Source organism: Nocardiopsis sp. NPDC049922 (assembly GCF_040660275.1).
Lineage (GTDB): Bacteria > Actinomycetota > Actinomycetes > Streptosporangiales > Streptosporangiaceae > Nocardiopsis.
This window is the reverse complement of sequence record NZ_JBFAME010000012.1, coordinates 116,020-141,553: the sequence shown is the minus strand read 5'-3', so window position 1 is coordinate 141,553 and position 25,534 is coordinate 116,020. Positions and strand designations below refer to the sequence as shown.

24 protein-coding genes and 1 pseudogene are annotated in these 25,534 nt (G+C 73.0%); 14 read left to right on the top strand and 11 right to left on the bottom strand.

Annotated features, from left to right (window positions below; all coding sequences use genetic code 11):
- Nucleotides 1-475: 475 nt before the first annotated feature.
- Nucleotides 476-2,227, top strand: coding sequence for an NAD+ synthase (locus AB0I72_RS21595; protein WP_358571496.1), 1,752 nt, complete (start codon nucleotides 476-478; stop codon nucleotides 2,225-2,227).
- A gap of 67 nt (nucleotides 2,228-2,294) precedes the next feature.
- Here the strand turns inward: AB0I72_RS21595 and AB0I72_RS21590 are convergent, their stop codons facing one another.
- From AB0I72_RS21590 to AB0I72_RS21570, 5 genes are all read right to left on the bottom strand, one after another.
- Nucleotides 2,295-2,807 (bottom strand): N-acetyltransferase, encoded by a 513-nt coding sequence (locus AB0I72_RS21590; RefSeq protein ID WP_358571494.1) that lies wholly within the window; start codon nucleotides 2,805-2,807, stop codon nucleotides 2,295-2,297.
- A gap of 252 nt (nucleotides 2,808-3,059) precedes the next feature.
- Nucleotides 3,060-3,968, bottom strand: coding sequence for a DMT family transporter (locus AB0I72_RS21585; RefSeq protein WP_358571492.1), 909 nt, complete (start codon nucleotides 3,966-3,968; stop codon nucleotides 3,060-3,062).
- A gap of 251 nt (nucleotides 3,969-4,219) precedes the next feature.
- Nucleotides 4,220-5,206, bottom strand: a complete 987-nt coding sequence (locus tag AB0I72_RS21580; protein ID WP_358571490.1) for an ATP-binding cassette domain-containing protein — start codon at nucleotides 5,204-5,206, stop codon at nucleotides 4,220-4,222.
- A gap of 3 nt (nucleotides 5,207-5,209) precedes the next feature.
- Complete coding sequence (locus AB0I72_RS21575; protein WP_358571488.1) at nucleotides 5,210-6,037, bottom strand: ABC-2 family transporter protein; 828 nt, start codon at nucleotides 6,035-6,037, stop codon at nucleotides 5,210-5,212.
- Nucleotides 6,030-6,830, bottom strand: coding sequence for an ABC-2 family transporter protein (locus AB0I72_RS21570; protein ID WP_358571486.1), 801 nt, complete (start codon nucleotides 6,828-6,830; stop codon nucleotides 6,030-6,032). Before AB0I72_RS21570 ends, AB0I72_RS21575 begins: the two co-directional genes overlap by 8 nt.
- 293 nt (nucleotides 6,831-7,123) lie before the next feature.
- Between AB0I72_RS21570 and AB0I72_RS21565 the strand changes: the two genes are divergently transcribed.
- Nucleotides 7,124-7,894, top strand: coding sequence for an SDR family oxidoreductase (locus tag AB0I72_RS21565; protein WP_358571484.1), 771 nt, complete (start codon nucleotides 7,124-7,126; stop codon nucleotides 7,892-7,894).
- Between the two features lie 54 nt (nucleotides 7,895-7,948).
- Here the strand turns inward: AB0I72_RS21565 and AB0I72_RS21560 are convergent, their stop codons facing one another.
- Nucleotides 7,949-9,010: a hypothetical protein gene (locus tag AB0I72_RS21560; protein WP_358571482.1), complete on the bottom strand. Its 1,062-nt coding sequence runs from the start codon at nucleotides 9,008-9,010 to the stop codon at nucleotides 7,949-7,951.
- A gap of 85 nt (nucleotides 9,011-9,095) precedes the next feature.
- Between AB0I72_RS21560 and AB0I72_RS21555 the strand changes: the two genes are divergently transcribed.
- Nucleotides 9,096-9,698 carry a TetR/AcrR family transcriptional regulator gene (locus AB0I72_RS21555; protein ID WP_358571480.1) on the top strand — a complete coding sequence of 201 codons (603 nt, stop codon included), beginning with the start codon at nucleotides 9,096-9,098 and terminating at the stop codon, nucleotides 9,696-9,698.
- 78 nt (nucleotides 9,699-9,776) lie between these two features.
- Nucleotides 9,777-10,634 (top strand): amino acid-binding protein, encoded by an 858-nt coding sequence (locus AB0I72_RS21550; protein WP_358571478.1) that lies wholly within the window; start codon nucleotides 9,777-9,779, stop codon nucleotides 10,632-10,634.
- A gap of 24 nt (nucleotides 10,635-10,658) precedes the next feature.
- On the opposite strand, the gene AB0I72_RS21545 is transcribed toward AB0I72_RS21550, so the two are convergent.
- Nucleotides 10,659-11,387 (bottom strand): DUF6518 family protein, encoded by a 729-nt coding sequence (locus AB0I72_RS21545; RefSeq protein WP_358571476.1) that lies wholly within the window; start codon nucleotides 11,385-11,387, stop codon nucleotides 10,659-10,661.
- A 161-nt stretch (nucleotides 11,388-11,548) separates the two neighbouring features.
- Here AB0I72_RS21545 and AB0I72_RS21540 point away from each other — a divergent pair, with 161 nt between their 5' ends.
- The 3 genes from AB0I72_RS21540 (at nucleotide 11,549) to AB0I72_RS21530 (ending at nucleotide 14,152) form a co-directional block, all read left to right on the top strand.
- The gene (locus AB0I72_RS21540; protein ID WP_358571474.1) at nucleotides 11,549-12,310 is read left to right on the top strand and encodes a L,D-transpeptidase family protein; all 762 of its coding nucleotides are present in this window, start codon (nucleotides 11,549-11,551) and stop codon (nucleotides 12,308-12,310) included.
- A 179-nt stretch (nucleotides 12,311-12,489) separates the two neighbouring features.
- Nucleotides 12,490-13,311 (top strand): protein phosphatase 2C domain-containing protein, encoded by an 822-nt coding sequence (locus AB0I72_RS21535; protein WP_358571472.1) that lies wholly within the window; start codon nucleotides 12,490-12,492, stop codon nucleotides 13,309-13,311.
- 421 nt (nucleotides 13,312-13,732) lie between these two features.
- On the top strand, nucleotides 13,733-14,152 hold the full coding sequence (locus AB0I72_RS21530) for a hypothetical protein (RefSeq protein WP_358571470.1): 420 nt from the start codon (nucleotides 13,733-13,735) through the stop codon (nucleotides 14,150-14,152).
- An 88-nt stretch (nucleotides 14,153-14,240) separates the two neighbouring features.
- On the opposite strand, the gene AB0I72_RS21525 is transcribed toward AB0I72_RS21530, so the two are convergent.
- Nucleotides 14,241-15,233: a DUF389 domain-containing protein gene (locus AB0I72_RS21525; RefSeq protein ID WP_358571468.1), complete on the bottom strand. Its 993-nt coding sequence runs from the start codon at nucleotides 15,231-15,233 to the stop codon at nucleotides 14,241-14,243.
- A gap of 203 nt (nucleotides 15,234-15,436) precedes the next feature.
- Between AB0I72_RS21525 and AB0I72_RS21520 the strand changes: the two genes are divergently transcribed.
- From AB0I72_RS21520 to AB0I72_RS21505, 4 genes and pseudogenes are all read left to right on the top strand, one after another.
- Nucleotides 15,437-16,510 carry an NAD-dependent epimerase/dehydratase family protein gene (locus AB0I72_RS21520; protein ID WP_358571466.1) on the top strand — a complete coding sequence of 358 codons (1,074 nt, stop codon included), beginning with the start codon at nucleotides 15,437-15,439 and terminating at the stop codon, nucleotides 16,508-16,510.
- 168 nt (nucleotides 16,511-16,678) lie between these two features.
- On the top strand, nucleotides 16,679-17,365 hold the full coding sequence (locus AB0I72_RS21515) for a glycosyltransferase family 2 protein (protein ID WP_358571534.1): 687 nt from the start codon (nucleotides 16,679-16,681) through the stop codon (nucleotides 17,363-17,365).
- Complete coding sequence (locus tag AB0I72_RS21510) at nucleotides 17,362-18,033, top strand: DUF2064 domain-containing protein (RefSeq protein WP_358571464.1); 672 nt, start codon at nucleotides 17,362-17,364, stop codon at nucleotides 18,031-18,033. Before AB0I72_RS21515 ends, AB0I72_RS21510 begins: the two co-directional genes overlap by 4 nt.
- Nucleotides 18,030-18,494, top strand: a pseudogene (locus AB0I72_RS21505) (methyltransferase domain-containing protein); the annotation flags it as partial. The gene AB0I72_RS21510 and the pseudogene AB0I72_RS21505, both read left to right, overlap by 4 nt.
- Nucleotides 18,495-18,718: 224 nt before the next feature.
- On the opposite strand, the gene AB0I72_RS21500 reads toward AB0I72_RS21505, so the two are convergent.
- Together AB0I72_RS21500 and AB0I72_RS21495 are read right to left on the bottom strand one after the other, a co-directional pair.
- Nucleotides 18,719-19,210 carry a hypothetical protein gene (locus AB0I72_RS21500; protein ID WP_358571462.1) on the bottom strand — a complete coding sequence of 164 codons (492 nt, stop codon included), beginning with the start codon at nucleotides 19,208-19,210 and terminating at the stop codon, nucleotides 18,719-18,721.
- Nucleotides 19,207-20,553, bottom strand: coding sequence for a molybdopterin-dependent oxidoreductase (locus tag AB0I72_RS21495; RefSeq protein WP_358571461.1), 1,347 nt, complete (start codon nucleotides 20,551-20,553; stop codon nucleotides 19,207-19,209). The genes AB0I72_RS21500 and AB0I72_RS21495 overlap by 4 nt, the downstream gene beginning before the upstream one ends.
- A 161-nt stretch (nucleotides 20,554-20,714) precedes the next feature.
- Between AB0I72_RS21495 and AB0I72_RS21490 the strand changes: the two genes are divergently transcribed.
- Nucleotides 20,715-22,103, top strand: coding sequence for a hypothetical protein (locus tag AB0I72_RS21490; protein ID WP_358571460.1), 1,389 nt, complete (start codon nucleotides 20,715-20,717; stop codon nucleotides 22,101-22,103).
- Between the two features lie 53 nt (nucleotides 22,104-22,156).
- Here AB0I72_RS21490 and AB0I72_RS21485 read toward each other — a convergent pair whose 3' ends face one another.
- Nucleotides 22,157-22,771, bottom strand: coding sequence for a TetR family transcriptional regulator (locus AB0I72_RS21485; protein WP_358571459.1), 615 nt, complete (start codon nucleotides 22,769-22,771; stop codon nucleotides 22,157-22,159).
- A 161-nt stretch (nucleotides 22,772-22,932) separates the two neighbouring features.
- Between AB0I72_RS21485 and AB0I72_RS21480 the strand changes: the two genes are divergently transcribed.
- Together AB0I72_RS21480 and AB0I72_RS21475 are read left to right on the top strand one after the other, a co-directional pair.
- The gene (locus tag AB0I72_RS21480) at nucleotides 22,933-24,156 is read left to right on the top strand and encodes a beta-ketoacyl-[acyl-carrier-protein] synthase family protein (RefSeq protein WP_358571458.1); all 1,224 of its coding nucleotides are present in this window, start codon (nucleotides 22,933-22,935) and stop codon (nucleotides 24,154-24,156) included.
- Between the two features lie 79 nt (nucleotides 24,157-24,235).
- A complete protein-coding gene (locus AB0I72_RS21475) occupies nucleotides 24,236-25,489 on the top strand; it encodes a cytochrome P450 (protein ID WP_358571456.1) in 1,254 nt (417 codons plus the stop codon).
- Nucleotides 25,490-25,534 lie beyond the last annotated feature (45 nt).

Sequence of the window (25,534 nt, the reverse complement as noted above, 5' to 3'; positions counted from 1 at the left end):
TCCGTCGGAGCTCGAACACGGAGCGCGATGACGCGGTCGAGATCATCGCCGGTCGAAGCGCCCGGGCCGCCGAGGTGTGGCGGGCCCCGACTGGATCGAGGGAAAAACGCCCGTCGTGCAAGATACGTCACTTTGGGGAGTGATGCGGTCAATGTGCTCGCGGTCACGTTCCGAGTGGGACTCGGTCTCCGGTCGGCGTCGGCCGGGCGGGGCGGCGTTCCCGGAAGGGCGTTGGGGTGGCGTTCCCGGAATGAGGCGGCGCGCCGGGGCGCGGTCGACCGACCGGGCGGTGTCCCGGCCTCGCCGCTTCCACGCGCCGAATCGGCGGGAGTCCTTGTGGTGCACATCACGTGATACGCGCATGGAGGAACTGACAAAAGGGATCACTGTACGTGTCCGAAAGTCCACGAATTATCGCAGTTATAGGAATGTGACATGTTGCGTCCGTGTTAACTCATTCGCTACCGTTCACGCCGTGGTACAACTTCGTATAGCTCTGGCCCAGGTCAACCCGGTTGTGGGTGATCTGGAAGAAAATTGCGACAGCGTCGTCGCTTACGCTCGTGAGGCGAGCGACGCTGGAGCCCATCTCGTCGTGTTTCCCGAGATGGTCGTGACGGGATACTCGGTCGAGGATCTCGCCCTGCGGGACGGCTTCGTCTCCGCGTCCACCAAGGCCACCCACCAACTCGCCGAACGGCTTTCCGCCGCGGGGCTCGGACATCTTCCGACGGTCATCGGATTCCTGAATCGCAGGGAGGGCGCCGAGGCCCGGTTCGGTCAGCCCTCCGGTGCGCCGCAGAATTCGCTCGCGGTCCTGCACCGGGGCCGCGTCCGACTCGTCTCGGCCAAACACCACCTGCCCAACTACGGCGTCTTCGACGAATTCCGCTACTTCGTCCCCGGTGACACCCTTCCGGTGCTGCGGTTGCACGGCGTCGACTTCGCCTTCGCCATCTGCGAGGACCTGTGGCAGGACGGCGGGCCCGTCGCCGCCGCGGCCGAGGCCCGTGTGGGGATGCTCATCACGCTGAACGGCTCCCCCTACGAGCGGCACAAGGACGACGTGCGGCTCGGGCTGTGCCAGCGGCGAGCGCGGGAGATCGGCGCGGCCATCGGGTACGTCAACATGACCGGCGGCCAGGACGACCTGGTCTTCGAGGGCGACTCCCTCATCGTCGACGCCGACGGGGAGCTGGTCGCCCGGGCCGCGCAGTTCGAGGACGCACTGCTGGTCACCGACGTCTCCCTCCCCCCGGCGGAGGACTCGGCGGACGAGTTGACGGAGGCGGGCGGCTTCCGGATCGTCCGGTACACCGTGTCCGACCAGCCCGCCGCGCCCTACGAGTCGCGCTCACCGGTCCTGACCCCGCGCAGGGACCCGCTCAGCGACCTCGGCGAGGTCTACACCGCGCTCGTCACCGGTGTCCGCGACCACGTCCGCAAGAACGGGTTCACCTCGGTCCTGGTGGGCGTCTCCGGCGGCGCGGACTCCGCGCTCACCGCCACCATCGCCGCCGACGCGGTCGGGCCGGAGCACGTCCACGCTCTCGTCACCCCCGGGCGGGGCGCCGACGCCGGAGCCCTGGAGCGCGCCGAGGACCTGATCAAGCGTCAGGACCTCATCCGGCGCCTGCACCCGACGGACGGTCTGCTGGACGCGCTGGAGTCGGCGTTCGTCTCCGACGACGAGGGCCGGGGCGCTCTCCTGGACCAGGCGCGGGGCGCGCTCCTCACCGCCCTCTCCCGTCAGGAGGGGCACCTGGTCCTGGCGACCGGCAACAAGACCGAGCTCGCGACCGGGATGTGCGCCCACTACGGCGACGCGGTGGGAGCCTACGCACCGCTCAAGGACTGCTGGAAGACCCTGGTGTGGGAGCTGGCCCGCTGGCGCAACGCCCAAGACGTCGGCGCGGGCGGCGGGCCGCCCATCCCGGAGGCCTCCCTGGAACGGAGGCCGGTCAGCGGCTGGGGGGTCCTCGACCCGGCGCCCGCGCGCCCGGAGTACGAGGTTCTCGACGGCCTGCTGGACGCCTACATCGGCACCGACCAGGGGGTCGCGGCGCTGACGGCCGCCGGGTTCGCCCCCGACCTGGTGCGGCACGTCGTCCGCCTGGTCGACCGGGCCGAGCACAAGCGCCGCCAGTACCCGCCGGGTCCCAAGATCACCCGGCGCAACCTGGGTCGGGACCGGCGCCTGCCGATCACCAACCGGTGGATGGCCTGACGGAGGCGGGAGCGACGGACGACACCGCGGTGCGGAGCGCGTGGACGCCCCGCACCGCGGCCGCGGATCAGATGCCGAACGGCGCCGCGTAGCGGACGGTTCCGCCGGGCAGCGGGTGTGCGGCGTCCAGGGCGAGGGCCATGAGCGCCTCGTCCGGAACGTCGACGCTCAGGCGGATGCCGTGGGCGGAGGCACGGGTGAAGCCGAACCTGGGGTAGTACGTCGGGTGCCCCAGGACGACGACGTGACGCTCGCCCCTCTCCCCCGCCGCTTCGAGCGCGGCCCGGGCGGCCGCGGACCCGGCGCCGGTTCCCTGCAGCTCGGGCAGGACGGCGCACGGCGCCAGACACAGGGCCGGGACGTCGCCGATGTGGCAGCGGGTCAGCAGCGCGTGGCCGACGACGCGGCCGTCCTCGTCCGCGGAGACGAGGGACAGGCCGTCGATCCACGCGGACGCGTCGGCGCGCAGGGCGTCGACGAGGTCGGCTTCCTCGTCTCGGCCGAAGGCGGCGCGGTTGATCTCACGGATCGCGGGGATGTCGGCGCGTGTCTCGGCGCGCGTGGTCCAGGTGTTGTTCATGGGTGGTGACCCGTTCTGGAGTGGTGTTCGTGGACGTACCCCGCGAGCTCACGCTCCCAGCGGGGCGGACGAGGGTCAGGCCACGGCCCGGGACGTGAGGGAGACCCGGGTGCTGTGCACGGTGGCCGTCAGCGCGGTCATCGACCCCACCTCCCCCGTTCCTCACTCCGAACACGAACGCACGTCAGGATACCAACCCCGGCCCGGCCGCTCCGTGCCCGCGAACCGTCGTCGGACCCGTCCCGTTCCCGATCAGCTCGGCATGCTGTCGTGGCGCCGGTCGGCGTCCGCGACCGCCTCGGTTCGCGCGGTGCCCTGGGGGACGGTGAGCAGGCGGATGCCGTGCGCGGCCAGCAGGGCGCTCACCAGCGCGACCGCGCCGCCCACCCAGCCGCCCGCGTAGGACTCACCCATGAACGCCACCCCGACCACGGAGGCCGCGACCGGGTTGGTCAGCGTGGTGATGCCCAGGGGCGCTCCGAGGTCCATGCCCTGGTAGGCGGCCTGGGCGAGGAACAGGCCGAGGATCGCGATCACGGGCGTGGCCAGGGTGGCGGGGTGCGCCAGACCGGCGGCCCCGGTGTCGGCGATGACGGCGACGGACGTCTTGACGGTGGCGGAGGAGACCCCGAAGGCCACCCCGGCGGCCCCCGACAGCAGGTAGCTGCGCCACGCCGTCGACGGGACCCGGCCCGCGCCCCACGCCGTGACCAGCAGGAGCGCGGTCGTGCCGACCCCGACCAGGACGGAGTCGGGCGTGTCGAGGACACCGCCCTGGCCGTTGGTGACCGACACCGCGAGCAGGGCGCCGAGCGCCACGACCGTGAACGCCGCGCCGCGCCACTCCGCGCGGCTCACGCGCCGTCCGCCCAGCCTGGCCGACCACGGGATGCCGAACACGAGCACGAGGACGCCGAGCGGCTGGATCACGGTGAGCGGGGCGAAGCTGACCGCCGCGACCTGGAACCCCGCGCGTCCCCCGTTGAACACCAGCGACACCCACCACAGCGGGTGGCGCAGCAGGCCGACCACCTGGCGGCGACCGGTGAGCGGGGCGGTCACGCGCACGGCCAGTCGACGCTGCGCCACCGCCGCCGCCGTGTAGGCGGTGCAGGACAGGACCGCGAACATGATCCCCAGCCAGATACCCATGTCGGACATCCTTCCGTTCGCGGGGAAGTCCGTGTGGGGCGGGGTCCGGTCCTCCCCCGGACCGTCCGGTCGCCGCTGGTCGGAGCGGGGGCGGCCGGGCTGGGCCGGGCCACGGCCGGGCGGAGTACCGGTTCGCGGACGGGGTGGACGTCAGGACCGAGGCGGCGGGCACCGGGACTGGGGTCCTTTCGACTGATGAGAACGCGGCGAGAGTTGTGCTGGGGCGACGTGTAGCAGGGCACGTGTCCGCCATACACGCCCTAATCCCGGGTGGGGACCGCGCCGCGGTAGAGGGCGGCGACCACGTGCTCGATGTCGGGCTCGCGCAGGGTCAGGTCGGCGACCTCGTGCCGCCGCGTGACCTCGGAGATCACCGACGCCGGGTTGGCCGACAGCTCCACCCACTGCCGAGGGCCCTCCACGCGTACGCAGCGGCCGCCCGGCACCTCGATCGGCGGGGCCGGGGCCGCCAGGTCCACGACCAGGACACGGGGGGTGGGCACACTCGCGCGCAGCCCCGGAAGGTCGCCGTCGTAGGCGAGCCGTCCGTGGTCGATCACCACCACCCGTCGGCACAGCCGTTCGACGTCCCCGAGGTCGTGCGTGGTGAGCAGGATCGTGGTCCCCTCCTCCGCGTTGAGCCGGAGGAGGAACTCGCGGATGGCGGACTTGCTCACCACGTCCAGGCCGATGGTCGGTTCGTCCAACACCAGCAGCCGGGGCCCGTGCAGGAGCGCCGCCGTCAGGTCGCCGCGCATGCGCTGGCCGAGGCTGAGCTGGCGCACGGGCGTCGACAGGAACGGGCCCAGCTCCAGCAGGTCGGTGAGTTCGGCGAGGCGGCGAGCGTGGTCGGCGGCCGGGACGCGGTACATGTGCCGGGTCAGCTCCAGGCTGTCGCGCAGCGGGAGGTCCCACCACAGGGTGGTGCGCTGGCCGAACACGACGCCGATGCGCGAGGCCAGCCGGGTGCGTTGGCGGGAGGGCTCCAGTCCGGTGACCCGGACCCGGCCCGCGGTGGGGGTGAGGATGCCGGTCAGCATCTTCATCGTCGAACTCTTGCCCGCGCCGTTCGGCCCCAGGTAGCCGACGATCTCGCCCGGCTGGACGTTGAGGGTCACGTCGCGTACGGCGCTGACGGTCCGCTTCCGCCGGCGGAGGAAGGGGCCCTCGCGCAGGACGAAGTCGCGGCCCAGGCCGACGGCCTCGACGATGGGAGGGCGGTTCGCGGTCGGGTGGTTCGCGGTCATGGGTCAGCTCCCGGTGGATCGGTAGCGGCGCAGCCCGGCGCGCCAGCACAGGGCGGCGACCGCGCACATGAGGAGGGCGGCGACGGGCGGGGCGAAGCGGAGTGCGTCCGGCAGGCCCGTCGGGTCGGGGCGGCCGAGCAGGAACAGGGCGGGCTGCCAGCTGACGAAGGCCAGTGGGACCACGAAGGTCACCGAGCGCACGACCGCCCCGCCGTAGACGGCGAGTGGGTACTCGGTCAGTGCCTGCCCGCCGTAGGTGAGGGAGTTGGCGGCCACGTGCGCCTCGGGGAGGACGAACTGGATGCACGCGCCCGCGACCCACACGGCGCAGCAGAGGGCGATCGCGGAGACCAGCAGCACCGGCAGCGTCAGCACGCGCGCGGGCGTCCAGTCGATGTCGCACGCGACGAGGGCGACGGTGAGGGCCCCGACGGCGGGCACGATCTTGCCCAGCCGGCGCGGCGTGAACTGGTCGGTGGCCAGCAGCACGAGCGTCGGGACCGGGCGGACCAGCATCGTGTCGAAGGCCCCGGACCGGATGTGCCGACCCAGGCGCTCCACCGAACCCATGAGCATGTCGGCGCACCCGAACGCGGTCGCGGACAGCCCGTAGACCAGGAGTCCCTCGTGGACGCCGAATCCGGCCAGCTCGCCCGCGTGGCCGAAGACGATCAGCACCGCGGTCATCTCCGCGAGCGCGCCCAGGGAGACGAACACGGTGAGCAGGATGAGGGAGGTCGGGTACTGGGCCAGGGCGCGGCACCACGTCCACGCCAGCCGGACGTAGGCGCGCAGCGGCCACAGCGCGCGGGTCGTGAGCGGTTCAGCCACCCTGGAGCACCACCCTGCGCGTCGCCCGGGAAGTCGCCAGCGCGCCGAGGGCCAGGAGCACGGCCGCCCAGAACGCCTGGAGGGCCAGACCGCCGACCACGCTCCCGCCCGGCAGGGTGTCCTTGCCGAGCAGGATCTCGGCGGGGATCTGGACCATCGACGCCCACGGCAGCAGCCGCAGCACGTCGCCCACCGCCGTCGGGAACAGGGTGAGCGGCAGCAGCGTCCCGGCGGCCACCGGTCCCAGCAGCCCGGCCGCCGCCCACACGCCCCGGGTGTCGGTGAGCCAGAACCCGGCCAGCGCGTACAGGTAGCGCAACGCGAAGGCGACCACGGCGACCAGGGCGAAGGAGACCAGGACGGCGGCCCAGCCGAGGAGTCCGTCCGGGAACCGGAGGTCGAACAGGAGGACCCCGACGCCGAACGTGGGGACGGAGCGGAAGGCGAGCTGGAAGGTCGCTCGGCCGAGGTCGTCCGCCAGCCACCAGGCCTGGAGCGACACCGGGCGCAGGAGGTCGATCGCCACCGCTCCGTCGCGGATGCGTTCCTCCAGGTCCAGGGGCGGCCCCATGACGGCGGACACGCCGAGCAGCGCCTGGGCGACGAACACCTGCGTGACGGCGTCGCGCGCGTCGTAGCCGTTGATCTCGGGGCGGGCGGCGAACAGCGCGAGCAGGACCATCGCGTTGACGACGCCGAAGACCGCGTTGGTCAACACGTGTGCGACCGTGGCGGCACGGTAGGTGGAGTAGCGGCGCAGCCCTCGGGCGAACACCGCGCGGTGGACACGCATGGGTGTGGCTCCCTGGCGGATCGAGACCGTGCTGGGGTGAACGTCCGGTCTCGGCGCCGGGGCGGGGCCGCCGCGGGCGAGGCCGGATCCGGCACGTCCCTGATCTCGCACAGGTCCGGGTCGCCGCGAGGGAGTGAGGCTAACACAGGGGCAGGGGGCGGGCGAGGGGTTTTCTCGAAGAGGGGTCCTCACGAACGCGTGGACGGCGGCGCGCCGAGGTCGGCCCCCGGTCGCACCGGCGGAGTCCGCCCCGGATAACCTCCGACTGCCGAGCGGACGGGGAGGAACAGCTGGTGACGTCGACGACTGCCGGGACGACCGGAGACGACCGGAAGGTCGTGGTGCTGACGGGAGCGGGGTCGGGTCTGGGCCGCGCCATGACCCGGCGGCTGCTGGCCGACGGGCACTCCGTGGTCCTGGCGGGGCGCAGGCGCGCGACGCTGGAGGAGACGGCGGACGGGCACCCCGGCGCCGTGGTCGTGGAGGCCGACGTGACCTCGGCGGACTCCGTGCGGGAGCTGTTCGACGTGGTCCGGGAGCGGTTCGGCCGGGTCGACGTGCTCGTGAACAACGCGGGGATCTTCGGCCCGAGGGCGTCGGTGGACGGGATCACGGACGAGGACTGGGAGCGCACGCTGGCCACCAACGTGACCGGCTCGCTGTACTGCGCGCGAGAGGCGGTCCGCCTGATGAAGGAGCAGTCGCCGAGCGGGGGCCGCGTCGTCAACAACGGGTCGGTGTCGGCGTACGTGCCGCGTCCGCTGAGCGTGGCCTACACCGTCACCAAGCACGCGATCACCGGGCTGACCGCCGCGATGAACCTGGACCTGCGGGCGCACGGGATCCCCTGCACGCAGATCGACGTGGGCAACGCGGCGACGCCGATGGTGGCCGACTTCGGCGTGGAGGCGTTGCAGGCGGACGGGTCCACACGGGCCGAGCCCACGATCGACCCGGTGCACGTGGCCGACATGGTCGCCCACGTCGTCTCCCTGCCGCTGGACGTGTCCGTTCCGCGCGTGACCGTGATGGCCAGGGAGATGCCGTTCGCCGGGCGGGGGTAGGCACTGCGGAGTGACCGTTTCGCGAGACGAGGGCCCGCGCCCGGCGGGGCGCGCTCAGACCGTGGTCGGGTGGGCCGGGTCGGTCCGCTCCGCCCGTTCCCGGCGGGAGCTCCGGACGTAACCCCAGGCGACCAGGGCGATCACCAACAGGGCGAAGAAGGCGTTGCTGCCGTACTTGAGCAGCGGCGCCACCGGTTCGCCCAGGGGCTCGACCACGAACGACAGCAGCCCGTTGACGACGAGCGGCGCTCCGGCCACCAGGACGACGTGCCGCCCGGACCAGCCCTCGCCCCGTGACCACGCCCAGACCAGGGCGGCGAGTCCGGCGAGCACGGCCAGCTTGCCCGCGAAGCCCGGCCAGGTGGGCGGGAGGAACATCGACCCCGCCGCCGCGAGGAGGGTCAGACCACCGACGAGCCAGGGCGACGGAGCCCTCCGGGCGGACCCGGGCTCCGACCCGTGCGCCCGTCGGCGCGGCAGGGTGAGGGCGACCAGGACCAGGAGCGCCACGACGGCCGCCGCTCCGGCGAGCTGGCCCGGGGAGGCGGTGAAGTCCTCGGTGGACAGGTGGTCGTCGAACACGAGGTAGGCCGCCGCGAGGTAGAGGACGGCCACGACCGAGGTGCCGAACCAGCCCAGCCACGGGCGGCGGGCGAGGTCACGCGGGGCGAGGGCCTCGACCACGGCGATCGGCGCGCCGAAGGACCAGACCGTGTGGCCCAGCAGGAAGGTGAGTCCCATGTCGGCGCTCACCCCGATCTCCTCGACGAGCGTGGGAGCGCGCATGCCGTCCCAGTAGTCGATGTCCCGGTAGACGGGGTTGAACAGGCTCTGGTCGACGAGGCCGGCCTGGATGACGCCGAAGGCCAGCGCGAGGAGCAGGATCGTCGGCCAGCCGCGCCCGGTCCGGCGGGCGATCTCCCGGATGAGAAGGGCGACCGCGCCGTACAGGGGGCCGAGGATGAGCAGCCCGCCGAGGAGGACGAGCGGTCTGCCGACGTTGGCGTCGTAGCCGATGAGGTACTCGGCGCAGACGGGGGAGAGCAGGAGCAGGCCGATCACCGGGAGCAGTCGGCGGTGGAGGCGTGGACGTGGGGCGGTCGGAGCGTTGGGCATGTCACCGACATTAACAGAGCAATCACTCTATTAATAGCCCGGGCGCGGTCGGGAGTCCGCGCGCGGCGCCGATATGCTGCGCGGGATGCGCACCGTCAACCCCGAACAGCACGCCCGCAGGCGGGCCGCCATCCTGGCCGCCGCCGCCCAGGAGTTCGCCGAGAAGGGCCTCGACGGCACCTCCACGGCGAGCATCTGCCGCCGCGCGGGCATCGGCTCCGGCACGCTGTTCCACTACTTCCCGACCAAGCGCGAGATCTTCCACGCGCTCTTCGCCGACGACCTGGAGGGCGGCGCGCGCGCCCGCGAACGCGCTCTGGCCGCCGGGGACCCGCGCGCGGGAATCGACGGTCTGGTCGACCACCTCGTCGCCGACGCCGACGACCCGCTCGTCCCGGGCCTCATGGCGGCGGCCCTGTTCCAGGTCAACCGGGACCCGGAGTTCGCGCGTCTGCTCGGTGAGGACGAGGAGCGCACGGTCGAGACCCTCACGACCCTCCTGGGTGCCCTGGCCGACGCGGGGCGGCCGCCCGCCTTCCCGCCGGAGCGGGCCGCCCGCTGGATCCACCACCTCGTGGACGCGGTCTTCCTGTCCGCGGGGGACGACGACTTCGACGCCGACCGCGCCCGCGCGGAACTGCGCACCATGGTCGACTGGCTGCTGACCGGCCCCGATCGCACTCCGTGACACGGGCCACCCCGCGTCGTTACCTGGGATTCACAGAGTGACGACGCGACGCAACGTCGGATGGGCACCGTGGTGGGCATGGACGCTTCCGAAGGCAGCTACGGAACCGACGACCGCACGCGCCCCGGCTTCCTCGGCCGCGAGGCGCTGGACCTGGGAGTACTGCTGCTCGCCGCCGGTGCGGCGCACGTGCTGGTGCTCTCCCTCGGACACAGTGACGGCGGTGTCCGCGCCCTCATCACCATGGGGGCGATCCTGCTCGCCGTCTCGGCACTGCACCGCTGGCACCGCCACCGGAGCGCGGTGACCCGCCGGTCCCGGGCGGGCGGCCGTGCGCGGAAGGGCGGTCGCAGGGCCCGCGAAGCCGTTCCCGATCGGCCTGAGGGGGCCGTGGACCGGCTGTGGAGCGTGCGGGTCACACTCGCCGACCTCCCGGGCGGGCTCGCCGCGCTCACCGCGCGCTTCGCCTCGCTGGGAGTCGACATAAGGCTCGTGCGGGTCCACCCGGACGAGGCCGAGACCACCGACGAGTTCCTCGTCAGCGCGCCCGCGCACGTGGTCGAGGAGACCCTCTACTCGGCGGTCCTGGGCGCCGGGGTCCGCGACGCGATCGTCCGACCGGCCGACGTCCACGAACTCAGCGACACGACGAGCCGCACGCTCAGGCTGGTCAGCGCGCTGGTGGAGGGCGCCGCCACGCTGGAGGGGGCGCTGCTGTCCCTGGCCTCCGCCCAGGACGTGGAGCGGGCGGAGGAGGCGCCGGACGGGATGGGCCGGGAGGACACGGACGGGACCACGATGACCCTGCCCGCGCCGGACGGGACGGTCCTCGTCGTCCGCAGGGTGGGCGTGCCCTTCACCGCCGTGGAGTTCGCGCGCTGCCGGGCGTTGGTCCAGGTGGCGGCCTCCCTGCACGGGCGGTCGCGGCAGCGCTGAGCGGATCGGCCGTGGTCGTGGGGGCTACGTCGGGGGCATCAGGAGGTCCCACACCAGATCGATGCCCGCGCTCCAGACCACGGCCATGAGGAGGACGACGCCGAGGGCGGGCAGCCGGTCCGCCTTCCGGCGGGACGCCAGGACGGTGAGCAGGAGACCGGCGACGGCCTGCACGGCCTGGTCGGCGTACCACCAGAGTCGCGAGCCGTCGTCGGGCGGCATCGGGACCGGGCTCAGCGCGAGCGTCACCTCGTCCACCAGCACGCGCAGCGACTCGGCGACGAAGACCGCGCCCAGCAGACCGAGCGCGCCGAGTCGCAGCCAGCGGGGGACGTCGCGCACCAGGAAGGTCCCGGTCAGCGCGAGGATGGGCCCGGCCAAGCCGGCGGCCACCAGCCAGGCCCAGGCGGGGAGCAGCCATCGGTCGACGTCGGCGAGGGTGGTGGGGCCAGGGAACACGGCCACGACGAATCCGTAGTACCCCACCACGGAGGCGACCAGGAAGAGCGCCCCGGCGGGGAGCACGAAGCCGGTGCGGAAGCGGGCGAGCGCCGCGCCCACGCCGAGGGTGACGGCGCACCACAGGGCCGAGGATCCGCCGATATCGCGGAACGGCGGGAAGGGGAGGACGGCCGGGAGGAAGAGGGTGACGACGCCGAACAGCAGTCCGGTGACCAGGACGCCGACCCCCGCCAGCGCGTGCCGGGCGGCGGAGGGGACCGGTCGGGGGGTGGAGGTCGTCGAGGGGTTCATACCGTCCCTTACGGCCTCCCACGCGGTCGCGGTTCCGTTCGGGAGTCCGGCCCGGGCGTTCGCGGAACGGCGCTGACGCCTGACCCGCGCGGATGCGACGGAGTTGTCCACAGGCGCGGTTTCGATGAGGAAAACGCCGGGCGCGTGGGTAGATGTGGCGTATGGCAACCCCACTGTCACCCCCTGTCCGAAGCCGCCCCCGACCCCTCGCCCGCACCGCCGTCCTGGCCCTGGCCGCGGCGTGCGCGCTCGGGACCGGCGCCGTCCTGCTCGCCGCCCCGGCCCACGCCGCCACGCCGAGCGTCGCCGCCCCCGCCACGCTTCCGCCCGATCTGCGGGAGGGCGACTCCGGCGCCGACGTGACCGAGCTCCAGAACCGGCTGAACGAGCTCGGCTACTGGACCAACGGCGTGGACGGCGAGTTCGGCTACCACACCGAACAGGCCGTCATCGCCCTCCAGAAGGCCGCCGGGATCGCCCGGGACGGCGTCGTCGGTCCCGACACCGAGAACGCCCTCGACCAGGGTGTGCGCCCGTCCGCCAGCACCGGCTCCGGCGATCTGCTGGAGATCGACCTCGACGACCAGCTCCTGCTCGTCGTCTCCGACGGCGAGGTCGAGCGGATCATCAACACCTCCACCGGGTCGGGTCGGCCCTACGAGCGGTGGGACGGGACCGAGGTCATCGCCACCACGCCCACCGGGACGTACAGGGTCTTCCGCGAGGTCGACGCGTGGGACCCCGGGCCCTACGGGGCGCTGTACAGACCCAAGTACTTCAACGGCGGGATCGCCGTCCACGGATACCCGAGCGTCCCGGCCCACCCCGCCTCGCACGGCTGCGCCCGGGTGAGCATGGCCGCGATGGACTGGCTGTGGGAGAGCGGAACGATGGAGGTGAACACCACGGTCGTCGTGTACTGACGGGCGGGGTCGGGTCTGGTCGGTGCCGCCCCGCGGGCCGAGGTCGTCATCGTGGTCCTCGGGGGTGGGCCGGATCCTCGGGCATTCTCGGCCGTGACCGCGGCCGGACACCGGGTAAGGGACGGTCGGGGAAGCGTCCACCCGCGGCCCCGACCGTCCACGAACGCGAGGAGAAGCGCGTGCCCTTCCGGATCGCCACGGACCCCGGACGCCCCGACCATCCGAACGAGGACTTCGCGGCCGTGAGCGCCGACTGCGCGGTGCTGCTCGACGGCGTGACCGCGCGCCCGGACAACGGATGCCGCCACGGGGTGGCGTGGTTCACCCGGTCCCTGGGCGGTCTGCTGCTGGCCGGGGCGGACGCGGGACCGCCCCTGGACGAGGCCCTGGCGGAGGCGATCGCGGGCGTGTCCTCGCTGCACGCCGCCACCTGCGACCTCGCCAACCCCCGGACGCCGTCCGCCACCGTCGTCGCGGTGCGGGTGCGCGACGGCGTCCTGGAGTACCTGGTCCTGTCCGACTCCGTGCTGGTGGCGGAACAGCCGGAGGGGGTGCGCGTGGTCGCCGACACCCGGTTGGACGATCTCGAGGAACGGCTGGCCGTCGGATCGCGGGACGCCGGGGCTGGGCGCACCACGCGAGGGGTGGCGCCCGATCGGGGCGGGGCGGCTCTGACGGTGGGTCCGAATCCCGGCGTCGAGGCGTACCGCAACGTGCCCGGCGGCTTCTGGACGGCGGGCGCCGACCCGGCGGCGGCCGACGAGGCGCTCACGGGGACGCTGCTCCCGGGGACCTTCGCGGCGCTCACCGACGGGGCGAGCAGGGCCGTCGAGGTGTTCGGCGCGTGCCGCTGGGACGAGGCGTTGACCCTGGTGACGAAGGACGGTCCCGACGCCCTCGTGAGCCTGGTCCGCGAGCTGGAACGCGCCGATCCCGAGGGGACGCGTCATCCTCGGGGCAAGGGGCACGACGACGCGACCGTCGTTGCCTGGTCCCCGTGACCGGATTACGGACATCCGTTACCAAGGGTTCCGGTTCGTCTGATCTGGGATGAAAGGGATCGTTTCTGTGGGAGCACCAGGTGAAACATGTGCGGATATCGCGTGGTGATTGATGACGTTTTCTCCGGTGCGTGAGATCACCTTCTCCCCCTTTTTAAGGAAAATTCCCCCAAGGGTCGCCTCGCCGACTCGCCGACCTGTGCCGAGGAGACGAAGGCCTCGTCCCCAAGGGGGCGTCGGACGCTTTCGTGTGTCGTCTTCATCCGGTAGATTTCTCGGTAACCGATCAGTCGGGATTCTCTCCACAACGTCCCGTCATCGGTGTTCCCCCTACTTCTCGCGCGTGCGCGTTCCCGCATGGTCGGCGTCAGCGCGCGTCAATGATCGTGGTCGTCGTCCCGCCCGGTGAAAAGGAGACGGTGTGAGCAGCACGGGCGTCCTCGAACCGACCGGTCCCCACGACTCCTTCGGCGGAGTGGGCTGGTTGGACCGCCTTCTCGCCACGCCCGTGAGCGGTGCCGTCGAGCGGCCCGGTGCGGTCCGTGACCGCGCCGGATACCACCAGCGCCCCGACCCCACCCACGCCGCCACCGCCGCCGAGTTCCTGCTGACCATGCGCCGCTACCTCGTCTGGGCGGGCGACTGGTCCTACGCCGAGCTGGAGTACCTGTGCGGGGGAGCGGTCAAGAGCTCCACCTTCCGTGCCGCCCTCGAAGGGGCCTGCCTGCCGCGCTACGTCGTCCTCATGGCCTTCGTGACCGCCTGCGCGGGCGAGGACGAGGCCGAACGCCGCCGCTGGGCGACCGCCTGGCATCGACTCCGCCGCTCCGGCCACGGCTAGCCGCTTCCGGCGGGTCGACCGACCGGAACCGGCTGGGCGTCGCGGCCACCCGATGCGGTCGGCCACCCGCCGTGCGGTCTCCTGACCGTCACTGCCCGACCACGCCCGCGTCGATGCGCTGGCCGTTGGTCGTCTGGACCACGACCGGGATGCCCCTGGGGACCTGGCCGTCGAGCCGTTCGATCAGGTCCTCCTTCGGCGGGAGGTCACCCGGGGTGCGGACGTGCACCTGGATCGTCCGCGACACCATGTCCACATGGGTGACGGACGATCCGGGATCGTCGGCGAGCCACGCGTGGGCGGCCTCCCGCGCCCGTGCCGTCCACAGGTCGATGAGCAGCGTGATCGTGGTGTTGCCGACGAGCGGGATGAACACGACCGTGAACAGCAGGGCCATGGCGAACCGGGTCCTACGGGGCGTCCGTCCGGCATCCCCGGCCCCGTACCCGACCGCCGCGAAGACCGCCATCCCGGCGGCGACCAGGCCGAACAGGTTGGACAGGAACAGCACGAGCGCGCCCGCGGCGGGCCAGAACGCGAAGTGCCCGAGGCACACCCCCACCACGACCAGGGGAGGGACGAGGGAGATCGCGATCGCCACCCCCGGCAGCACGGCGGCGACGTCCCGGCGGGACAGGGCCAAGGCGCCGGCGAGGCCCGTCGCGATCGCGGACACCAGGTCCATCAGACCCGGCGAGGTCCGCCCGGAGACCTGGCCGTTGGAGAGAAGGTTGTAGTTGTCGGGCAGGGCCAAGGAGAACAGCAGCCCCACGCCGATCACCAGCAGGCAGCCGAGGAGGACGACACGGACCGACCTGGTCCGCCGCCGTTGGACGGATCCCAGGGCGATGCCCATGATCGGCGTGGCCAGGGGAGCGATGATCATCGCGCCGATCACCGTGGCGGTCGAGTCGGTGATCACCCCTCCCGCCGCGATGACCGCCGACAGCGTCAGCATCGTCCAGAACGCCGAGCGCTTGGCCCTGCTGTCCCCCGCCGACAGGTCGAGGTCCTGCACCATCTCGTCCACCGTGCGACGTTGGCTGGCCGGAACGATGCGTTCGAGAAGTGCGCTGAGCATGGCCCGAGTATCGCCCCGGCGGCCGCTCCGACCAGGGGGGACACGGCGGTGGACCCGGGTCGCCGTTGGACCGGCTCCGTCGTCGCGGGCTCCGCGTCGCTTCGCGCGCGGTGGCGCCGGGCCGCGCGACCGGTTCCACCCGGATCCCCGGTCGGCGGCGTGCCCCGGGGCCCGTGCGGCGCCCGGCGCCTAACGTTGGCCGCATGCGCGTACTCGTCACTGGTGGTGCTGGGTTCATCGGTTCGCACGTCGCGGAGGCCCTCCGCGCCGCCGGGCACACGGCGGTGACGCTCGACGTCCTCCTGCCGCAGGCGCACGCGGGGCGGCCGCGCGGGGACGCGGAGGTCGACCTGGTGTGCGACGTCCGCGACGGCGAGGCCGTGGAACGGGCGCTGCTGGGAGTGGACGCCGTGTGCCACCAGGCGGCGATGGTGGGACTGGGCTCGGACTTCGACGACGCGCCGGACTACGTCGGCTGCAACGACCTCGGCACCGCGACGCTGCTGGCCGCGATGGCCCGCCGGGGGGTCCGCGACATCGTGGTGGCCGGGTCCATGGTGGTCTACGGCGAGGGGACCTACACCTGCGCCGAGCACGGTGGGGTCCGGCCCGGGCCGCGTCGGGAGTCCGACCTGGCCGCCGGTCGTTTCGACCCTCCGTGTCCCCGTTGCGGGGCGCCGCTGGAGCCCGGACTGGTGGGCGAGGACGCCCCGACCGACCCGCGCAACGTCTACGCCGCCACCAAACTGGCCCAGGAACACCTGTGCGCGGCGTGGGCGCGGGCCGTCGGCGGACGCGCGGTGTCGTTGCGCTACCACAACGTGTACGGCCCCGGCATGCCGCGCGACACCCCCTACGCCGGTGTGGCGTCCTTCTTCCGCTCGGCCCTGGCCCGGGGCGAGGCTCCGCGCGTGTTCGAGGACGGTCGCCAGCGGCGCGACTTCGTGCACGTCCGCGACGTGGCCGACGCCAACGTGGCGGTGCTGGAAGCGCTCTCCGAACGGCCGGAGGGGGTCCTGTCCGCGTTCAACGCCGGCAGCGGGACACCGCACACGGTCGGGGAGATGGCGTGGGCCCTGGCGGAGGTGCACGGGGGGCCGTACCCCGAGGTCACCGGCGAGTACCGGCTGGGCGACGTCCGGCACATCACCGCCCGCTCCGCGCGCCTGACCGAGGAGTTCGGCTGGCGTCCGCGCGTCGGGTTCACCGAGGGCGTGGCGGAGTTCGCGCGGGCGGGGCTGCGCGCCCGGTCCGGGGCGGACGCGTCGGCGAGGTGACGGGGGCGCCCGCGTGTCGCGGAGCACACCTCCCCCATCGGAGTCGGTTCGCTTCGTAGCGTGATGATCGTGATCGATGAGCGACGTGAGAGCGATGACTCCACCACGTGTCAGGACCGCCCCTCGGAAGAGCCCGCAGACCCGGCGCGAGAGCACCGGCGACCGCCGGTGGACGTGATCCTGCCGTGCCTCGACGAGGCCTCGGCACTGCCGTGGGTCATCGAGCGCGTCCCCTCCGGGTGGCGGCCGATCGTGGTGGACAACGGGTCCACGGACGGGTCCGCGGGCATCGCCGAACGGCTGGGGGCCCTGGTCGTCACCGAGCCGCGGCGGGGGTTCGGGGCGGCGTGCCACGCGGGGCTCCTCGCGGCCACCGCCGACATCGTGTGCTTCTGCGACTGCGACGCCTCACTGGACCCGTCCCTGCTCCCGCTGCTGGTGGACACCGTGCGCGAGGGCGCGTCGGACCTGGTCGTGGGGCGCCGTCGACCCACCGTGGCCGGTGCCTGGCCCGCCCACGCCCGGTGGGGCAACGCGGTGGTCGCGGGGATGCTGCGGGGGCGCACCGGAGTGCGGATCCGCGACATCGGCCCCATGCGCGGCGCGCGGAGGGAGGACCTCCTCGCACTCGGACTCACCGATCGCCGCTCCGGCTACCCCCTGGAGATGGTCGTGCGCGCCGCGGCCGCGGGGTGGCGGATCGACGAGGTGGACGTCCCCTACCACCCGCGCGTCGGCGCCTCCAAGGTGACCGGCACGTGGCGGGGGACGTGGACGGCCGTGCGGGACATGGCCTCCGTGCTGCGCGAGCCCACCACGCGAACACGGGCGCGGTCCGTGGGAGGGAACCTGTGAACGGCCGCGGGGAGGGCGGGTCGGCGGCCGGGTCGGCGACGCTCCTGGTGATCGCCAAGGAGCCCGTCCCCGGCCGGGTCAAGACCCGGCTGGCGCCCGAGTACACACCGGAGGAGGCGGCGCGCGTGGCCGCCGCGGCGCTGGAGGACACACTGCACACCGTGCTGTCGCTTCCGGCGCGCAGGAGGGTGCTGGCTCTGGAGGGACGGCCGGGACCGTGGCTGCCGGACGGCGGGTTCGACGTGGTCGCGCAGCCGGACGGCGGGCTGGACGAGCGTCTGGCCGCCGCGTTCGCCGGGTGTTCGGGGCCCACGCTGCTGCTCGGCATGGACACGCCGCAGGTCACGGCGGGCATCCTGGCCCCCGTGTTGGCGGCCGACGCCTGGCGGCGCGCGGACGCCTGGTTCGGTGCGTCCGAGGACGGGGGGTTCTGGGCGCTCGGCCTCGCGGATCCCGACCCCGCCCTGCTGCTCGGTGTGCCCATGTCGACGGACCGGACCGGCCGGGTGCAGCGCCGACGTCTGACCGACGCGGGTCTTCGGGTGGGCGACCTGCCGCGCCTGGTCGACGTGGACACCGCCGCGGACGCCGCCCGGGTCGCCCGGCAGGCCCCCTGGAGCCGGTTCGGGCGCACCGTCCGGGCCCTGGCCGAGGGGTGCGCGCGATGAGCGCGGCCGAACTCGGGGTCGCCCCCGCCGACGTGACGGCGTGGCGGTGCGACCCGTACACCGAGGCGCTGGTCAGGGGGTACGGTCCCCTGTTCATGCGTCGGCCCGACGGGTCGCTGCTGTCGTTGGACGTCCAACGCTGGTGCGGCGGCGTCGACGCGGTCGACGCCGCCGCACTGGACCGCTGCGAGGGCAGCACGCTCGACCTGGGATGCGGGCCGGGACGCCTGGTGGCGGCGCTGGCCGAACGCGGTCGCCCCGCTCTGGGGGTGGACCTGAACCCGCTGGCCGTGGCGCGCGCTCAGGCGGCGGGCGGAAGGGCGCTGTGCCAGTCGGCGTTCGACCCCCTGCCCGACGAGGGCCGTTGGGGCACCGCGCTGCTGGTGGACGGCAACATCGGGATCGGCGGGGCCCCCGAGAGACTCCTCGCCCGGGTGCGGGATCTGGTGCGGTCCGGCGGACTGCTCATCGTCGAGACCGCCCGGGAGGACGTCTGTGAACGGATGACCGTGCGCGTCACCGACGGGTGGGGCCTGATCGGCGCCCCCTTCCCGTGGGCCCGGCTCGGGCTCTTCGCGCTCCTGCGGCTGGCGGAGCGGTCGGGGTGGTCGCACGCGGAGTCGTGGGAGGTCGGGGGGCGCACGTTCGCGGCACTGCGCTCCGCCGGACCGGGTGTGGCGGTTCCTCAGGCCGAGCGGGCGCCCGAGGACGCGCGTAGGTACCGGACCGCTCCCACCACCGCGGAGGCGGCGAACAGGAACGCGCAGACCAGCAGCCACCGTCCGGCGAACGGGTGCCCGGGCAGCCCGCTCTTGGACAGGTAGGTCTCCGAGGGGCCGAGGACCAGTGGGAAGTAGACGACGAACAGCAGGGCGGAGACGACCGCGGGAACGCGCACGTGGTTGATCAGCCGGATCCGGGCCCGGTCGTCTCCCTCCGTGGTCCGCCTCCGCCGTGTCAGGCGTCCGGTCGCCGACTGCCAGACGCGGTCGACCAGGCTGTAGCCCGGGAGGAACACCAGGTCGTGGAGGACGGCGGCGCCGACGAACCACACCAGGACGCCGACGACGTCGCCGCCCAGAAGGCGCACTCCCGCGTAGCCGATGAGGGCGAAGGCCCCGACCATGAGCAGGAGGTGGAGGGCCGAGGCTCCGTACCACCGCCGCAGGACGGTCATGGCAGCTCCCCGAAGGTGAGCCGTCCGATCCACTTCGTGTTGTGCACGCCGGGACTGGCCGGAACGATGACGCGGGCCGGATAGCCGTGGTCGAGCGAGAGGTCCGCGCCGTTGACGCGCAGGGCCAGCAGCGAGCGGGGGTCGCCGACTTGGTTGGCGCGCAGCCCGACGCTGGTGAAGCTGCCTCCGCGCTGGAGGGACTCCACGAACACCCCGGTTGGACCCGGGACTCCGACCAGGCCGGCCAGGTCGGAGAGGCGGACCCCGGACCAGTCCTGGTTCTCCGTCGACCACCCCTCCACGCAGGCGATCGGCAGCGCCGCGCGGTGCTGGGGGAGGGCGAGCAGCTCCTCCCTGCTGAGGACGGCCTCACGCCCGCCGCCGCGCACGGTCAGCCGCCAGTCGTCGCCGACGTCGTCCGCCCCGATACGGGCTCGGGCCGCGGTGTTGTTGACGGGGAAGCCGTTGGGGCCGTCGCCCGACCTGCCGCGCGGGGCCAGCAGAGCGGTCGCGCGCAGCGGTCCGCCGATGCTCTGCCCCACGGTCACCGCGAGCAGCGTCAGCGATCCCAGCCCCACCATGCCCAGCAGTCCGCCGCGGGAGAGCGTCGCGGGTGCGGGGTCGGGAGTGACGAGCCCGGTGTCACCGGGTGGCGCGCCGCCAGGGGACTCCCCCGAACTCGGAGGGCCCTCCCGCAGGGCCCGGACCATCGTCGGCGCCTTGGTGGCGATGTGGACGACGAAGCCCCCGAGGAACACCCACGAGCCGTAGAAGTGCAGGACGTAGAAGGAGCCGGGGAAGACGTACTCGAGCTGGACGTTCAGCAGCCCGGTGGCGAAGACGAACAGCGCCCCGCCCACCAGGCACAGCAGCGACAGCCGTTCCAGGGCGTGGGCCGCGGATCGGACCGGCGGCCACGTGAAGAAGAGGGGGATGACCGACCAGAGCTTCGCGAGCAGCACGGGGACCAGCACGATGCCCAGGGTGACGTGGATGCCCTGGGTCAGCCGGTAGAGCCAGGGCGGGTCGGTGGGCCAGGGGAAGAGGTAGAACCCGAGCAGGCCCTTGTCGGGGGTCTTGTCGTTGACCGGGGTCAGGTCGGGGTTGTAGGCGGCGTACGACAGCAGCCCGGTCACGGTCACGAGGGTGAGGCCGACCAGCAGCACGGCTCCCAGCACCGACGTCGTCCAGGGGCCGCGGATCGGGCTGCGCCAGAACCCCGGGCGTGTGGGGCCGAAGGGCGGCCCCTCGCGAAGGAAGGCGCGCAACCGGTCGCGTGGCGGGGGCGGCCCGCCGGAGACCGCCGGTGCGGAGGGGCTCGTCCGGTCGGTGTCCTCGTCCATGCGTGCCTTCCGTCCCTCGTTCGCGCCGGGCCGCGCACGCGATCATGCTAGGCGAGCGGATCCGTGCGCCCCGGGAACGAAACGCCCTCTGAACAGGCGTTCTCGGCGACACACCACGAGGCGTCATGGCTCCGGGACGGGCTCGAACCTAGGCTGGCGGCGTGACGTCGAGGGGTCTCCAGAACCACGTTCGTGAGGCGGTCGGCGACGAGCGTGCCGGACGTCGGCTCGACGTGCTCACCGCGGTCGGGGCCGTGCTCCTCGTCGTGCTGGCCGTGACCGTCGGACGCGCGATCGAACGCGCCGACGCCAGCCTGTACGTGGGCTGGCCCCCTCTCTACGCCTCCTGGGACCCGCACTCGGGTCCCGGCAGCGTTCCCGCGCTCGCCCTGGCCGCGGTGGTGGTCGCCTGCGGGCCCTCCGTGGCGCGGATCCTTCCGTGGCGCCGCCTGCCGCTGGTCGTGTGGGCGGCGGCCGCACTGTGGACGCTGTCCCTCGCCCTCGTCGACGGCTGGCGGGGGTTCGCCCAGCCGCTGGAGTCCCCCTACGAGTACCTGGGTTCGGTCGACCGCTTCGCGGACGTGGGCGCCGCGCTGCGCGGGTTCACCGGGCACATCCTCGTCGGGTCGCCCGACAACTGGCCGACGCACGTCGCCGGGCATCCGCCCGGAGCGATCCTGACGTTCGTCGCGCTGGACCGGGTCGGCCTCGGGGGCGGCGTCTGGGCGGGGCTCTGGTGCGTCGTGGTCGGGGCCTCGGCCGCGGCGGCCGTCCTCGTCGCGCTCCGGGCGCTGGGAGCCGAGGAGGCGGCGCGCCGGTCGGCCCCGTTCCTGGTGCTGTTCCCCGGCGCGGTCTGGATCGGCTCGTCGGCGGACGGATACTTCGCCGCCGCGGCGGCGTGGGGTCTGGCCCTGCTCGCGGTGGCGGCGGCTCCGGGCGCCCGCGCGCCCCGCGCCACCGCGCTGACGTCCGGCCTGCTGCTCGGCTGGACGGTGTACCTGTCCTACGGGTTGGTCCTGGTCGGGATCCTGGCGGTGACCGTGCTGGTGTGCGCGCGCACCGTGCGTCCCCTGCCCTTCGCCCTCGCGGGTGCGCTGGCCGTCGCCGCGGCCTTCACGGCGGCGGGCTTCTGGTGGTGGGAGGGGTACCACCTGCTGGTGGAGCGGTACTACCAGGGGGTGGCCGCCGTCCGGCCCTACGGGTACTGGGTGTGGGCCAACCTGGCCAACGCGTTGATCGTGGCGGGGGCCGCCTCCGCCGCCGGGGCGCGGCGCGTCCTCGCGCTGCTGCCGGGGGCGGTGCGCGCGCTGCCCACGGCCGTGCCCGGCACCGGCGCGGTGGTCCTCCTCGTGACGGCCGCGCTCTGCGCGACCGCCGTCGCCGACCTGTCGGGGATGAGCAAGGGCGAGACCGAGCGCATCTGGCTCCCCTTCCTCGTGTGGTTCGTCCCCGCCGTCGCGCTGCTGCCGTCCCGCGACCACCGCGCGTGGCTCGCCCTCCAGGCCTCGGCCGCCCTGCTCGTCAACCACGTGCTGCGTACCGGGTGGTGAGGCGCGCACGGGAGACGCCCCCGCTCGCGGAGGCGGACGTCCGTGCGATGTCGTCAGGAGACGACTCCTGACCTGGACGATCCCGTTCGCCTCTCCAGGTGCGGAAGAGTGCGGGCCACGGCGACGACGTAGGAGCGTGTGTCCGGCACGCTCTCCGTGCCACGGCCCAGGATGAGGCGCGTCATCTGGGGAAAGGCCAACGGCCAGACGGCGATGCCGACGACCGCCAGGAAGGTGGCCGCGGCCGCCTCGTCGTCCAGGGGCGCTCCGGTCGCCTCGGCCAGGGCCGCGGCCTTGCGCGCGTAGTGCCCGCTCCGCAGCTGTTCGTCGGGGAGGAGGTCGCTGCCGTAGTGCAGGGCCTCCCACATCATCAACCTCGTCATCTCGGGGTTCTCCCGATGGAAGTCGAAGATCCGTCCCGCGTACTCGCCCAGGTCGCCGCAGGGAGGACCGACCTTGGCCGCGTGCTCGCTCAGGGCTTCCGCGACCACCGCGGTGAACAGGTCCGCCTTGCTGCCGAAGTGACTGTAGATGCGCTCCTTGTTGATCCCGGCGTTGAGGGCGATGCGGTCGACACGGGCTCCGCTCATGCCGTACGCGGCGAACTCCGAGCGTGCGGCCGCAAGCAGGCGGGCTCGCGTGTGTTCCGAGCGGCTGCTCAAGGACATGCCGAGAGCATAGCGGATCAAAACCAACTCATTGGTTTGTTTGGTCAGGAGATTTGGCCGACACGTTGGCTCGATTCACGCGAAAAACCACCACAAACCACCACAAACACCCCAAATAAGGTATTGCGTACCTACCAGTAGGTTGGCTAGAGTCCCCAGCCATGCAGTCACGCACTACTGACGTCTGGGCAACGGGTCTGGGCGCTATGACTCCCCTCGGCGCCGACGCCACCACGACCTGGTCGGCGATGTGCGCGGGCGAGAACGGTGTCTCCCCTCTCCACCAGAGCTGGGCGGAGACACTTCCGGTGCGTATCGCCGCCCAACTGCCCACCGACCCCGCCGAGGCGCTGGAACGCACGGAGGCCCGTCGGCTGGATCGCTGCGAGCAGATGGCGCTGGCGACCGCACGCGACGCCTGGGACGACGCGAAACGTCCCGAGGTGGACCCCGAGCGCCTGGCGGTGGTGATCGGCACCGGTATCGGCGGAATCGGTTCGCTGCTCGACCAGAACCACACCCTGATGACCTCCGGGCCACGACGGGTGTCCCCGCACACCGTGCCCATGCTGATGGCCAACGGGCCCGCCGCCTGGGTCAGCATGGAGTTCGGCGCCCTCGCCGGAGTGCACTCCCCGGTGAGTGCCTGCGCCTCGGGGGCCGAGGCGCTCGCGCTCGGTCTCGACCTCATCCGCTCCGACCGCGCCGACATGGTCATCGCCGGCGGCGTCGAAGCCAGCATCTATCCGCTCACGTTGGCCGCCTTCGCCCGCATGCTGGCACTGTCGACCGACAACGCCGCCCCGGAGCTCGCCTGTCGCCCCTTCGACACCGGCCGCAACGGCTTCGTCCTCGGCGAGGGCGCCGCGATCGTCGTTCTGGAGCGGGCCGAGCACGCCCGCGCCCGGGGCGTGACGACGCCGCACGGCCGACTGCTCGGCGCGGGCCTCAGCGCCAGCGCGTCGCACATCACCGCCTCGGACACACCGGGCCAGGTCCGCGCCATCCGGCAGTCCCTGCGCACCGCCGACCTGAGCCCGGCCGACGTGGGCGTCGTGCACGCCCACGCGACCTCGACACCGCAGGGTGACGTGGCGGAGGCCGACGCCATCACCTCCGCGCTGGGAAGCCACCCCGTGGTCACCGCCACCAAGTCCATGACCGGACACCTCCTCGGGGCCTCGGGCGCGCTGGGCGCCGTCGCCGCGATCCTCTCGCTGCGCGACGGAACGGTGCCGCCCACCCGCAACCTGCGGGACCTCGATCCCGAGGTCGACTGCGACGTCGTCACCGGCACCGCACGCACCGGCCACTGGGACTGTGCCCTCGTGAACTCCTTCGGCTTCGGGGGGCACAACGTCTCCCTGGTTCTCGGCCGCCCCTGACCCGCCCCGACCGGGGCCGGTACGCCCCGGCCCGCTGCCGACCGGCAGCGCACCACCCCACAGAAACCGATGGTGTGACGTGAGAGAACCGAACGACACGCCGCGCGGCGGCTGCCCCATGGAACTCGACGGGGAGTTCTACGCTGACCCCTACCCCGTCTACCGGACCATCAGGGACTCCGGCAACAAGCCGACGCCCGTGGTCCTGAAGACCGGAATGGCCTATCTTCCGCCGGGCCTCAAGGCGTGGCTCGTGACCTCCTACGAGGACGTCACCTTCGTGCTGCGCGACCCGAGGTTCCGCAAGAGCATCGACGAGGCCATGCCGCTGTTCGCGGCCAACTCGGGCCGGGAACAGGGCGCCGCGGGCGACCGGGGGCGGGCCTCGCTGCTGTACGACAACATGGCGAACAACGACCCGCCCAAGCACACCCGACTGCGCAAGCCGCTCAACACGATCTTCACCGCCCGTGCGGTCGCGGCGAAGCGCGACGACATGCACCGGGCGGTCACCGAGACCCTGGACGCCCTCGTCGGCAAGGACAGCTTCGACCTCGTACAGGACTTCGCCCTCCCATACTCCGTCGCGGTCATCTGCGACACGTTGGGCGTCCCCCGCGCGGACCGGAGCCGGTTCCACGCGTGGGTGCAGACCATCACCGGCGCCGCGGAGCCGGAGGCGCTGCGTCGTGACGCCGACCGTATGGCGTCCTACCTGGGCGAGCTGATCCGTGCCCGGCGCGACGGCTCGGGTGACGACGTCCTCACACAGCTGGCCACGTCGCTCGATGAGCGGGAGGCCGTGGCGCAGGCGTACGCCCTGCTGGCGGCCGGATACGAGACGAGCGCCAACCTCGTCGTGACGGGTTTCCTCGCGCTCGAACGCGACCCGGAGCAGAAACGGCGCCTGTGGGCGGATCCCTCCCTGGTGCCCGGAGCCGTCGAGGAGCTGCTCCGCCACCAGTCACCGTTCAACTTCTCGCTCTACCGCTACGTGACGGAGACGGTCGAGGTGGGCGGTGTGGAACTCCCGGCGGGCGCCATCGTCTTCCTCTCCTTCGCCGCGGCCAACCGGGACAGCGCACGCTTCGAGGACCCGGACGCCCTCGACGTCACCGCACCGCGCGGCGAGCACCTCGCGTTCGGCGGGGGCATCCACAACTGCATCGGCAAGCACCTCGCACGGCTGGAGGCCGAGGTCGCCTTCGACGCCCTCATCCGCCGCTGCGCCGACCTGTCGATCGTCACCCCCTCCGACCGGTTCGACTGGAAGGCCAGTCCGACGTTCCGCGGTCTGAAGAGCCTCACGGTCGCCCCCGGGCCGCTGGCCTGACCCCCACCGCCACACTCCCACCGCCACCCACTCCCACGCACCAAC